This is a genomic window from Nocardioides daejeonensis, assembly GCF_003194585.1.
GTDB classification, from domain to species: domain Bacteria; phylum Actinomycetota; class Actinomycetes; order Propionibacteriales; family Nocardioidaceae; genus Nocardioides; species Nocardioides daejeonensis.
On record NZ_QHKZ01000009.1, the window covers coordinates 38,971 to 50,554 of the forward strand.

Annotated in this window: 11 protein-coding genes; 7 read left to right on the top strand and 4 right to left on the bottom strand. The window is 69.3% G+C overall.

The genetic code is table 11. The features are described 5' to 3' along the window. Window positions 1-23 precede the first annotated feature (23 nt). Window positions 24-245 (bottom strand): hypothetical protein, encoded by a 222-nt coding sequence (locus tag DNK54_RS18930; protein WP_110208574.1) that lies wholly within the window; start codon window positions 243-245, stop codon window positions 24-26. A 103-nt stretch (window positions 246-348) separates the two neighbouring features. On the opposite strand from DNK54_RS18930, the gene DNK54_RS18935 reads away from it, so the two are divergent. Continuing rightward, window positions 349-1,041: a lysoplasmalogenase gene (locus DNK54_RS18935; RefSeq protein WP_110208575.1), complete on the top strand. Its 693-nt coding sequence runs from the start codon at window positions 349-351 to the stop codon at window positions 1,039-1,041. On the opposite strand, the gene DNK54_RS18940 is transcribed toward DNK54_RS18935, so the two are convergent. Further along, window positions 1,038-1,820: a serine aminopeptidase domain-containing protein gene (locus DNK54_RS18940; protein WP_239460191.1), complete on the bottom strand. Its 783-nt coding sequence runs from the start codon at window positions 1,818-1,820 to the stop codon at window positions 1,038-1,040. The genes DNK54_RS18935 and DNK54_RS18940 overlap by 4 nt on opposite strands. Window positions 1,821-1,937: 117 nt before the next feature. Then, window positions 1,938-3,194 carry an NADH:flavin oxidoreductase/NADH oxidase family protein gene (locus DNK54_RS18945; protein ID WP_110208576.1) on the bottom strand — a complete coding sequence of 419 codons (1,257 nt, stop codon included), beginning with the start codon at window positions 3,192-3,194 and terminating at the stop codon, window positions 1,938-1,940. 63 nt (window positions 3,195-3,257) lie between these two features. Between DNK54_RS18945 and DNK54_RS18950 the strand changes: the two genes are divergently transcribed. The 5 genes from DNK54_RS18950 to DNK54_RS18970 all read left to right on the top strand — a co-directional run bounded on the left by DNK54_RS18950 (window position 3,258) and on the right by DNK54_RS18970 (window position 6,839). Beyond that, window positions 3,258-3,836 (top strand): TetR/AcrR family transcriptional regulator, encoded by a 579-nt coding sequence (locus DNK54_RS18950; protein ID WP_110208577.1) that lies wholly within the window; start codon window positions 3,258-3,260, stop codon window positions 3,834-3,836. A 108-nt stretch (window positions 3,837-3,944) separates the two neighbouring features. After that, on the top strand, window positions 3,945-4,868 hold the full coding sequence (locus tag DNK54_RS18955; RefSeq protein ID WP_204164698.1) for an acetoacetate decarboxylase family protein: 924 nt from the start codon (window positions 3,945-3,947) through the stop codon (window positions 4,866-4,868). A gap of 5 nt (window positions 4,869-4,873) precedes the next feature. Beyond that, the gene (locus tag DNK54_RS18960) at window positions 4,874-5,566 is read left to right on the top strand and encodes a type 1 glutamine amidotransferase domain-containing protein (RefSeq protein ID WP_110208655.1); all 693 of its coding nucleotides are present in this window, start codon (window positions 4,874-4,876) and stop codon (window positions 5,564-5,566) included. 42 nt (window positions 5,567-5,608) lie between these two features. After that, a complete protein-coding gene (locus DNK54_RS18965; RefSeq protein ID WP_110208579.1) occupies window positions 5,609-6,244 on the top strand; it encodes an alpha/beta hydrolase in 636 nt (211 codons plus the stop codon). Window positions 6,245-6,341: 97 nt separating this feature from the next. Beyond that, complete coding sequence (locus DNK54_RS18970; protein WP_110208656.1) at window positions 6,342-6,839, top strand: O-acetyl-ADP-ribose deacetylase; 498 nt, start codon at window positions 6,342-6,344, stop codon at window positions 6,837-6,839. Between the two features lie 33 nt (window positions 6,840-6,872). On the opposite strand, the gene DNK54_RS18975 is transcribed toward DNK54_RS18970, so the two are convergent. Next, window positions 6,873-8,237: an amidase gene (locus DNK54_RS18975; RefSeq protein ID WP_204164699.1), complete on the bottom strand. Its 1,365-nt coding sequence runs from the start codon at window positions 8,235-8,237 to the stop codon at window positions 6,873-6,875. A 606-nt stretch (window positions 8,238-8,843) separates the two neighbouring features. On the opposite strand from DNK54_RS18975, the gene DNK54_RS18990 reads away from it, so the two are divergent. Continuing rightward, window positions 8,844-11,336, top strand: a complete 2,493-nt coding sequence (locus DNK54_RS18990; RefSeq protein WP_162602555.1) for a fibronectin type III domain-containing protein — start codon at window positions 8,844-8,846, stop codon at window positions 11,334-11,336. The last annotated feature ends 248 nt before the right edge of the window (window positions 11,337-11,584 follow it).

Sequence of the window (11,584 nt, forward strand, 5' to 3'; positions counted from 1 at the left end):
GCGGGTCTCTCAGTAACGCGTACTCAGCGGCGCGGGCGCAGGCAGACCCAGAGCAGCGCCACCCCGAAGCCCGCGATGATCGGGCCCAGATAGCCGAACGCAGAGGGTCCCACCTCCTCGCCGACCGTTCCCCAGGACCACAGAGTCAGGTAGCCGCCGACCACGGCCAACGCAAGCCCGACAGGGAGCCCCAACCACAGGGCGGGGCCGCGCGACGGCTCACCGTAACGGGACGGATCCCTCACTGGTCCACTCTCCTCAAGCACGCGTACGAGCGCAGCCACCGTACCCGCCCGCGACTTTCGGGTTCCGCTGCGCCCCGCGCGACCGCACCCCTACCGTTGCGCCGTGCGCACCCCTACTCGACTGAAGGTCGCCTACGCCGCGATCGCCGCCCTCGACACGCTGCTCGCCGGATCGAGTCGACCCGCCGCGCATCGCCTGCGCCACCTGACCAAGCCGCTTCTGCTCCCGGTGCTCGGTGCGGCGCTGGCCACCGACCCACGAGCGGAGGCATCACCCCTGCGGCCCACCACCCTGGCGGCCCAGTGCGCGGGCTGGGGCGGCGACGTACTGCTGTTGCGGCACGGCGACCGCGCATTCGCAGCGGGCGCCACCTCCTTCGGCGTCGGGCACCTCGCCTATCTGACCGGCTTCGGCAGTCACCGTGACCGTCGGACGCCGTTGGCGCACGGCGGCGCTGCTCGCGCGATCGCCACGCTCTGGGCCGTGAGCGGTCCCGTCGTCGCGATGGTGGCGGCACGGCGCAACGGCCGCCTCGGCGCCACCGTCCTCGGCTACTCGGCACTGCTCTCGACCACCGCGATCGCCTCCACCCACCTCGACCCGGCGCTCCCCCGCGATGCCCGGATGCTCACCGCGGCCGGCGGGCTGCTCTTCCTCGCCTCCGACACCGTCCTGGGAGCGCGGACCTTCCTCCTCCCCGAGCCGTCGCAACGCCTGGAGTCGGTCGTGATGGCTACCTACACCGGCGCACAGCTCCTCCTGGCAGAGGGTGCCGCGCGAGCCGGACGCCGCTAGCCGACGCGTCGGGGCAACGGCGAGCGCGCACCCCACCACGCCAGGACCCGGTCCACGACGGGCTCCGGTGTGCGCACCCACGTGATGTGGTCATTGGACGCACCGGCCGGCACGTCGGCATCGCGATAGAGCCACCGCTGCTGCGCCGCGGGGTCGTAGAGCTCGGCGAGCGCATCGACCGCCGCCACCGGCGAGAGCTCGTCGCCCTCCAGGCTGATGATCAGGCTCGGCGTCTCCAACGGCTCCCCCACCGTGTACGGCGGTCGCCCGGTCAGCACCATGCGCGCCCACTCCCGCATCAGGCTCCGAGCCCCCGGTCCTCCGAAGGCGGGACGGGGCAGATGGCCGAACAGGGCGGTCGTCGCCGGGACGACGACGCCCGCCATCAGCGCGAGCGGCAACCCTCCGTAGCGGTAGTGCCGGAAGTACGGCAGCGCGCCACCGACGGTGATGACGCCATCGGCCTCCGACCCAGCCGCCTCGTAGCCCGTCACGAGCTGCGCCCCGAGGCTGTGCCCGAGCAACAGCACCGGCCGGCCGGGATCCTCGGCCCGCGCCCGTCGTACGGCGTCGGCGATGTCACCGATCTCGTCTGCGTAGGTCCAGTCGTGGGCCCGACTGGCGGGCGGCAGGGCGCGTTCGAAGCCCCGTCGCGGGAGCGCCCGCGCCTGCCATCCTCGCGCCTCGAACGCCTCGATGAGCGGCCGGTAGTAGCCCGAGCCGATGGCCATCGCCGGCGAGACGAGCACCACCGGCGCGGGGGTGAGCGGCTGAGTCACGGTCGGTGAGCTCCTGTCGTGGGGTGGGGGTGGGAGTGGCGTCGAACGTCGCGAAGACTATGCCGCGTCAGCCGGCGTCCTCGCGGTCGCACCGCAGCCAGGACGCCGAGACGAGGGTCAGCGCGCGGCGAGCCAGGTGCGGTAGCGGCGCAGCGCGCCCTGCTGGTGCAAGGTCTCCAGGGCGAGCGCGACCTGGGGGTTGGTCGACGGCCTGGTCGAGCGGCCACGACCGAGGCGTCGCAGCTGACGGCGTACCCGCGCCATGCTGGCCGCGGAGGCGATCGCCTTGTCGGTGATCGCCACCGGCGCCAGCCGTACGGCGGCTGACGCCTCGGTGCGCCAGGTGTTCGGCAGGTCCGGGTCGACCGCCAAGGCGCTGCCCATGCCGACCAGCGCGACACCGCCGGCGAGCACCTGCTCCGCGACCGGCCGACGCACGATCCCACCGGTCAGCATCAGCGACACCGGGCTGGTGGCGGCAAGCTCCTCGGCAAGGGTCAGGAAGTACGCCTCACGGGCTGCGGTGCGCTCGTCGCCGGCCTGGCCGGTCATCGCCGGCGCCTCGTAGCTGCCGCCCGAGAGCTCGACGAGGTCGACACCGAGCGGTGCGAGCATCTCGATCACCCGCGCGGCGTCGTCCGTCCCGAAGCCGCCGCGCTGGAAGTCGGCCGAGTTCAGCTTGACCGCCACGGCGAAGGTCGGAGCCACGGCAGCCCGGACCGCGCGCACGACGTCGAGCAGCAGTCGGGCACGGTTCTCGAGGGCGCCGCCCCAGGCGTCGGTGCGTCGGTTGGACAGTGGCGAGAGGAACTGGGAGAGCAGGTAGCCGTGCGCAGCGTGGATCTCGACACCGTCGAACCCGGCCTCCTCGGCGCGCGCTGCGGTGGTGGCGAACCGCTCCACGGTGGCCACGATCTGCGCTTCCGTCATCGCCGTCGGCTCGGCGAAGCGCTTGCTGTTGCGACCGAGGTCGACCCGCACCGCAGAAGGACCCCAGGCGACGCCCGGCATATCGGCGCGGATCTGACGCCCAGGATGGTTGATCTGCATCCACACCCGCGCCCCTCCGCTCTTGGCGGCGCGCGCCCACCTCCGGAACGGCTCCAGTGGCGCCGCTGCGTCGAGCACGACGCCCGCGGGCCCGGTCAGCGCCTCGGCATGCACCATGACGTTGCCGGTGATCAGGAGCCCGGCGCCGCCCTTGCTCCATCGCTCGTAGAGGCGGAAGAGCCCCTTTCCCGGAACCTGCCCACGGACAGCCATGTTCTCCTCCATCGCAGCTTTCGCCAGGCGATTGGGGAGCACCACGCCGCTGGGCAGGATGAGCGGGTCGAAGACCGGCGAAGTCGGCGCGGCTGGTGTCGTCGATGCCACAAGAAGCTCCTGAATGCGATATGTTTACGTCGATAACATCGAGCGTAGGCAGGGATGTAAACGGTGTCAACTTCCGCCCGGAGTGGCTATCATCACGGCGACCTGCGCGCAGCGGCCCTCGCCGCCGCCATGCGCATGCTGGAAGCCGGCGAGTCGTTCTCGCTGCGCGCGGTCGCGCGAGAAGTCGGCGTCTCGGCGCCCGCCCTGTACCGACACTTCACCGACCGCGACGCCCTGGAGTCGGCCCTGGCCACCGAGGGCCTACGCGACCTGCTCGCCGACCTCACGGCCGACCAGCCGACACCGGCCACCGCCGCCGACCTGGGCGAGCTCGCGGTCGCCTATGTCGCCTTCGCCCTCCGCCGCCCCGCACTCTTCCGCGTGATGTTCACCAACGCGTGCGACGAGGGCAACGAGCAACGCGTCGAAGCCGCCGACCAGATCCACCAGCTGCTTCAGGCGGCCATGCAGCTCGTCTTCCCGGCCGGCGACCCGAGCGCCCTCGCCGACGCCGGCTGGGCCTTCGCCCACGGCATGGCCAACCTCTACATGGACGGCAAGCTCGCGGCCGCATCGAACAAGGAGGTCGCCCAGCACGTCCGCTCCGCGTTCGCGGCGATCCTGGCGATCCGCGACTCCTGACCCGCCCGTCCGCGCCGTGGCGCGCACCACGACACACGGTGTTGACGGCGTTTACATTCTGCTCATAGCATCAGCAATGTAAACGCCGTCAACATATCGGGAGCGCTCGTGACCGCATCCACAGACCGGACCCACCCCATGGTCACCGTCGACCTCGGCGGGCGAGCCGTCGCCGTACCCGCGGGGGGTCTGTACGACCGCTACCGCATGGAGACCGATCTCGACGCCGTCGCAGCTGACCCTCAAGTGAGCAGCGTCGATTTCTTCCGGCCGTTGCCGAAGACACGCGTCGACTCCCCCGTCGGCCCGACCCTCTCCCCGAACTTCTACTACCGGATCTCCACCGCGCGCCTCACCATGCTGGCGCCGAGCCGTTCCCTGCGTGCGCAGCTTCCCCGCGAGCTGGCTCCCCTCGAGGTCGCGCCCGGCTTCGGCCTCTTCTCCGTGATGTTCTTCCGGTACGACGTGTGCGACATCGACTTCTACACAGAGGCGGCAGTCGGCATCGCCGTGAAGCCGGCCCGGCATGGCAACCTCGGCATGGTCGACACCGTGGCGGCGCTGAAGAACGAGCACCTCCACACCTATGTGCTGTCGTTGCCGGTCAGCAGCGAGATCGCCCAGGTGCGCGGCCACGACGGGTACGGGTTCCCGAAGTGGGTCGCCGATGTCGACGCCGACATCGATACGGGCCGGGTCGCCGCCCAGGTCGCCAACGACAGCGGCGGCACCGACATCGCTCTGTCGACGGCGACTCCCACGCCGCGCAGTCATCGCAGCGGCGAGCTCGTCACCGCCCTGACGTCGTACACCACGATCGACGGGGCGTGGCACGCGACCTTCAGCCAGACGAACGTGCTCGCCACCGGCACGAAGCGCCTCCCCCGAGGCGTGGACCTCACGCTCGGGTCGGGTCGTATGGCCGACGACGTACGCTCGCTGGCACCGATCAGGACCGTCCAGCTCGACGTTGTCACCGAAGGGCAGCTGGCCCTGCACATGCCCGTCCCGACCTCGATCCAGGCAAGGTGATCACCATGACCAAGCGCGTCCTGCACGTCGTCACGAACGTCGGACACTACGACGATCCGTCGCACCCGACCGGACTGTGGCTCTCCGAACTGACCCACGCCTGGCACGTCTTCGCCGGGGCCGGCTACGACCAGGCGTTGGTCAGCCCCGCCGGGGGCTCGGTTCCCCTGGAACCGCGTGCCCTGAAGTTCCCCAACTACGACAAGACGGCCAAGGCGTGGCGGAGCGACCCGGCGAAGATGGCGCTCCTGGAGCACACCGCCAGTCCCGACCAGGTCGATCCTGCCGACTATGACGCGATCTTCTTCACCGGCGGCCACGCGGTGATGTACGACTTCCTCGACAGCGAGGGCCTGCAGCTCATCACCCGCGAGCTCTTCGAGCGCGGAGCGATCGTCTCCTCCGTCTGCCACGGCTACTGCGGCCTTCTCAACACCACCCTCTCCGACGGCAGCTACCTGATCGCGGGCCGTCGGATGACCGGCTTCGCCTGGCGCGAGGAGGAGCTCGCCGGCGTCGCCAAGCTCGTCCCCTACAACGCCGAGCAGATCGCGAAGGAACGCGGTGCCCGCTACGAGAAGGCCCGGCTGCCGTTCGTCTCCCACGTGGTGGCTGAGGGCAACCTCGTCACGGGCCAGAACCCAGGCTCCGCCAAGGCGACCGCGAAGCACGTGGCGGCGGCGCTCACCACGCGATGAACCATCCCATCCGGCACCGGGCCCGCCTCCGAATGCACCACGATGTCTGAGATCCGTCCGCTATTCACCGATGTCCTGCTGCCGGAGGACCCCAGCGGCCTGGTGCTACTCCTGCACGGGGGCGCCCAGCAGGGCGCTCGGCCGGTCGACGCCCGCAGCCTCTCCTGGCGTCGTGGCCGCGCACTCGCCCGGCGGCTCCACCCTCGGCTGGCTGCCGAAGGGATCGGGACCGTCCTGCTCCGCTACCGGGTGAAGGGCTGGAACGCAGCCACCGGAGTCCCGCCCGCGCCCGTCGAAGACGCGCGGTGGGCACTGGCGCAGCTCGAGCAGGAGTTCGGCCTCCCGGTCGCGATCCTGGGGCATTCGATGGGCGCACGCACCGGCGTCGCGGTCGCCGATCATCCGTGCGTGCGCGGCGTCGTCGCGCTCGCGCCGTGGCTCCCCGCGGACGAGCCGGTCGGTCGGCTCCACGGCAAGGTGCTCCGTGCAGCCCACGGCCGCCACGACCGGATCACCTCTGCTCGCGCGACCCGGGCGTTCGTGGAGAGGGCGAGCCACATCGCCGATGCCCGGTATACCGACATGGGACCCGTCGGGCACTATCTGCTGCGCGACATCGGGCGGTGGCACGACGTCGCAATCGCCGGCATACGGGAGACTCTCGTCCGGACGACCTGAGACCTCTCCAGCACGGGTAGCGTCGGGATCGTGTCGCCCCGTGCCCGTGCCCCGTTCTCCGCCACACCTCTCCCGCACGCTCTCGCGGGGCATCGCCATGACTGAGGTCACCGTCGCCCTCGGAGACATCACCACCGAGCATGTCGACGCCATCGTCAACGCCGCCAACAACCGGATGCGCGGCGGAGGCGGCGTCGACGGAGCGATCCACCGAGCCGGCGGACCGGAGCTCCTCGCAGACTGCGTACGGCGCTTCCCCCGTGGCCTGGCCACCGGCGACGCCGGATGGACCACCGCCGGGGCGCTTCCTGCTCGCTGGGTGATCCACACCGTCGGCCCGAACCACCGCGCAGGCCAGACCGATCGTCACCTACTCGTCTCCTGCTACCAACGCAGCCTGGAAGTCGCCGACGAGCTCGGCGCGGAGACCATCGCGTTTCCCCTCATCAGCGCCGGCGTCTACGGCTGGCCCCTCCAGGACGCGATCCGCACCGCCGTCGAGACGTCGCGCACGACCGACTCGCGCGTTCGGGAGGCGCGGATCGTCGCCTTCGACACGACGGCGCTGTCGGCCGTTGACGCTCTCCTGCACTGAGGCCGGTCCCGGCCACGGCCGGCACGCTTTCCCTCAGAGCGGCGGTCGAGCCAGATGGTGATCAGTTCGCTCCTGAAAGGCGGCAGCCACGTTCAGCACCGCCGCATCACGCCCTGCGGGACCGGCGATCTGCAGGGAGAGCGGCATGCCGCCGGCAGTCGGAGCGATCGGCACCGCTGCGGTCGGATTCCCCACCGTGGCCCAGTAGGGCGTGTGCAGTGAGCCGAAGACCAGGGACTGATCGCCCTCGAGCAGGTCACGGAGCGTGGGCGCACCGACGGTGGCCATCGGGCTGAGATGGAAGTCGACCTGCTCGAAGAGCTCACTGGTCTCCTGCCAGGACCGAGCACGCACACGCTGTGCCTGGACATAGTCCGGCCCCGAGTAGGCCAAGCCTCCGCTCAACAGCTGGCGGGTGGAGCGCCCGTAGTCGTGCCACCGCTCCCGCAGGCCGGGCAGGTGGTAGGCCAGTCCCTCGCTCAGCATGATCACGTAGTTGGCGGCTGTCACCTCGACATAACGGGGCAGAGCGCACTCGACGATCTCGGCGCCGGCCTCGGCGAAGACTGCCAGCGCCTGCTCGAACGCCTCTGGCTGACCGTCGTCGGTTGCCGCCGTCATTCCGGCGAGGCGGTCGACCCCGATCCGGAGTCCGGCAAGGTCGGTGCTCGACGCAACCGGGTCGGTGGGGTTCGGCGACCGAATCGCATCGAGGATCGCGCGGCAGTCGGCGGCAGTACGCGCCATCGGACCGATGCTGTCGAAGGACCAGGCGAGCGGGAGGCACCCATCGGAACTCACCGCCCCCAGCGTGGTCTTCAGGCCGGTGACACCGCAGAACCCGGCCGGGATCCGCACACTTCCTCCCGTGTCGGTGCCGATCGCCCCCAACGCCAGACCGGCAGCGACCGCACTCGCGCTCCCGGCGCTGGAACCGCCTGCCCAGCGCTCGAGATCCCAGGGGTTGCGCGGGACCGGAAAGGGCTTCTCGGGATCGGGGAAACCGGCGGCGTACTCGCTCAAGGTCGTCTTCCCGGTGATGATGGCACCGGCTTCACGCAGGCGGGCCACGACCTCGGCGTCCCTCCCCTGACCCCACGACGGATCCTGGGCGGAGCTCTGGGCGGTGGTCGGGCCCTCGCGCGTGGTCAGGATGTCCTTGATGGCGATGGGAATGCCGTGGAGTGGTCCGCGGTCCCGCCCGTTGGCGAGCTCTGCATCGGCCTGGGCCGCAGCGCTTCGTGCCTCGTCGTCGAAGCGCGTGATGAAGGCCCCGAGCCGATCGTCTACGGCCTCGGCGCGCGCGATGGCCGCCTCGATCAGCGCAGCCGAGCTGACCTCACTCCGGCGGATCGCCGCAGCAGCCCCGAGGATGGTCTCGGGCAACCGGTCAGGCATCACGATCGCTCCTCAGACCACCGTGCGGCGCAGCAGGTGGCGGCGGTAGAGCCTCCCCTGCGTAGAGCGCTGATGCCAGAGCCCGTGATCCCTCGATCCAGGCCACGATGCTCTCGATCTCGTCATCAGGGACATCGAGGCCGGCGGCGGTCAACAGGTCACGAGTGGCCATGGCTACCTCCAGGTACATACCAACTAGAAGGAATGTAGAGCACTGGCGAGCATCTGACTAGACGGGCCGGCCATTCACCACCAGCGACCGAGATTTCCGCTGAAACATGTTGCACCCGTCTGGCGCCGCTGCTAGAAATGGGCCTGGCTGCGCCATCTTTGCGGTCGTTAAGACGGCGATCGCAAAGATCGTCAAGACAGAGAGTCGCCTCGGACCTCTCCCCTTGTAGAGGAGCCCCGGTGAATCCTGTTTCTCGCTGTTCTGTCGGACAGCGCAGCGTTGGTCACTTCTCGTTGTCCGCGTGATGCCTCCGAGTCTTCGAGCGTCGCGGCAACCGACCTGTTCCTGATGCCCCGGGCCGGCGTCGGCATCGGCATCGGCATCGGCATCGGCCAGTAGTTCCTGCCCCTGCAATCCCCAGGAGTGTGCTTCACATGTCATCGTCCTTGCCCGCGACCCACCCGATCCGGCGACTCTTCGTCGGCGCGGTCGCGGCAGCTCTGCTGGTTGCGCCGCTGTCAAGCAGTCCTAGCGCCCAGGCCACGCCCACCGCTGACACGGCGGAGTCGAGTCCGACCGCCCCGGCGGCGAACCCGAAGAAATCGAAGAAGAAGCTGACCGCCGTGCGGATCAGCGCCGCCAACCAGTCCCTCGTCCCGGGTGCAGTAGCGACCTTCACCTTGACCAACCTGAAGACGAAGAAGACTTCGACCGTCGTGGTCGACGGCCGTGGCAAGAAGTCCGCCACGCAGGTCAAGGTCGCGCCGGGCCGTTACAAGGTCACGAAGGGCAGTCCCGCTATCGCCAACGGCCTGACCTTCTCGGTGTCGAAGCTGAAGCCGGCCAACGGTGTGGTGAAGGTCAAGAAGGCGACCAAGCGCAAGCCCAAGCAGATCGCCCAGGTCAAGTTCACCACCGTGGTCGCGGCACCCGCCCTACAACTGCAGACAGGAAAGGTCTCGCCGAGCTCCGTGGACCTGTCGTGGACTGGCCCCGCAGACGCCAGCTACGTCGTACGCCGCACCCTCGGCAAGGTCGCGGCAGCCTCGCCTGCCGACGGCACCGGAGTCAGCCTGCCTTCGGCCACCGCGAGGTCGGTGAAGGCCGCAGGGCTGGAGCCGGGGACCGACTACACCTTCACGTTGTTCGGCACCGCGTCCAGTGGCAAGGCTCTGCCGCAGAGCAGCACCTCGGTGGCAACCGGCAGCTGGGACGGCAGCAAGGCCTCCTACGCCTTGGCTCCTAACACGATCGCCCCCCAGAATTTCGCGGCGCTGCAGGCGAAGGCTCTGCCCGGGAAGAAGGTGTCCGTGCGGATCAGCGCCGGGAACAGCGCTCGGCGCAGCGCTACGCCGATGCCCCGGATCGATGCTGCGGGCGCCCAGCACGGATTCGCTCGGCGTGCGGCGAAGCAGTCGAACTGTGTCGTGGGCGCCCCGTTCCTGGTGGCGCAGGAGGTCGCAGGCAGCAAGGGGTTCTACGGACGCATCGAAGCCTGCAAGGGCGACGAAGCGATCGTCAACACCAACGTGGGCCTGAGCGTGGTTCTCTCCCAGCTCGACGTCGGCGTCTTCCAGACCCAGTGCCTCTCGCTCGCGTCCCGGACGGCCGGCAAGCAGTTGCCCAACGAGAAGTGCGTCGGCACCGACACCGATGGCGACGGAGTCAGCGACAGCATGGAGGAGCAACTCGGGCTCAACCCGAGGAAGGCCGACACCGACGGCGACGGGCTCACCGACGGCGAAGAGCTCAACACCTATGGCACGGACCCTCTGAACGTCGACTCCGACTTCGACCTGCGTCACGACAACGAGATCTGGCCGCAGTACGGCGGCACCGACCCCCTCAGCCCCGATACCGACAACGACGGTTGCTGGGACGTCGGCGAGATCCAGCCAGGGATCGGCCGTAACCCCAAGGTCGCCGACAGCGGAGACTGCTTCGTCGGTGACGAGAACACGTCGCCGGGCGGCAACTGGCGGGCAGGCGTGGAGAAGCGTCGTGCGGCCTGGGAGGCCGCTCACCCGGCCCGGCCCCGCGCTACTCAGGCCACGACCAGCCGGGTGTTGTCCAGCGCTGACGACGTCGACCTGGACGCAGCCCGACCGACGCTCACCGTGGTCCAGTCGAACCGTGCCAAGCCGAAGGTGGAGTGCAAGGGATCAGGCGGCACCGTTGTCTCGGCCGGCGAGTACATCAACCTCGTGGGCGAGGCGAAGGTCAACCTCGATGTCGACGTAGCGGCGTTCCGTGGCGAGGTCACCTGGGACATCACGGGTGGTGTCGAGGTCGGGATGAACCCCTCGATCAAGCTCAACGGGAAGTACGAGTGTTCGCTGGATCTCGGAAAGGCGAAGTTCCAACTCGCCAACGCCCCGGTGCCGGTGAACCTCACGCTTGCCCCACTGATCACGGCCTCGGCCGAGGGCTCCATCGGGATCGAAGGACCGCAGATCGACGTCACCTTCGGGCTCAAGAGCAGCGGCATGGCTGTGGCAGACGTGGACTGGACCGGGCTGTGGAGCGGATACAAGCTCAAGACCGAGTTCAAGCACACCACCGCCCCCTACAAGTCTCTGAACGTCGGGGAAGCCGCGCTGACCATGTCGGGCGAGATCGGACTCGACCTCGGCGTCAGCGGTGAGGTCGCTTTCGGCTGGGACAACGTCTTCGTCACAGCGAAGGCCGGCGTGAAGATCGACCTCGTCCCGGCGTCGATCGAGGCGGAGGCGAAGGTCCGGAGCGGGAAGAAGACCAGCGCATGCGCCGAGCTCTCTGTCGGGGCCAAGGCCACGATCTCCTTCATCGCGAACGCAACGGTCGACTTCTGGGTGCTCGAGGCCGGCGCCGACTATGAAGAGGAGCTCTGGACAGGCAGGGTCACCTACCCGAACGCCAGCTGGGACATCGGCGACTGCGACGACTGACCTGGCAGACGAACAACCAGCACGGCAATCTGACCTGCGGTGGGCGAGATGACTCACTCTCGCCCACCGCATGGTCAGCGCCGAGCGGCGCTCATCGATGACGAGCTCCTGCGGAACCTGCACCTGGCTGCGCGGACCGGTGTTCTCACAGTCGGCCTCGCCCACACGGACGCCAACACGGTGAAGTGACTTCGAAAGCCCGCTCGCTGATCACGACTCGATCAGGCCCCGCACCCGGCTTCGGCATC

Bases quoted from the DNA above. Each gene is read 5' to 3' on its own strand.
- DNK54_RS18960 (WP_110208655.1), top strand. From the start codon at position 4,874: ATGACCAAGCGCGTCCTGCACGTCGTCACGAACGTCGGACACTACGAC.
- DNK54_RS18965 (WP_110208579.1), top strand. From the start codon at position 5,609: ATGTCTGAGATCCGTCCGCTATTCACCGATGTCCTGCTGCCGGAGGAC.
- DNK54_RS18970 (WP_110208656.1), top strand. From the start codon at position 6,342: ATGACTGAGGTCACCGTCGCCCTCGGAGACATCACCACCGAGCATGTC.
- DNK54_RS18975 (WP_204164699.1), bottom strand. From the start codon at position 8,237: ATGCCTGACCGGTTGCCCGAGACCATCCTCGGGGCTGCTGCGGCGATC.
- DNK54_RS18990 (WP_162602555.1), top strand. From the start codon at position 8,844: ATGTCATCGTCCTTGCCCGCGACCCACCCGATCCGGCGACTCTTCGTC.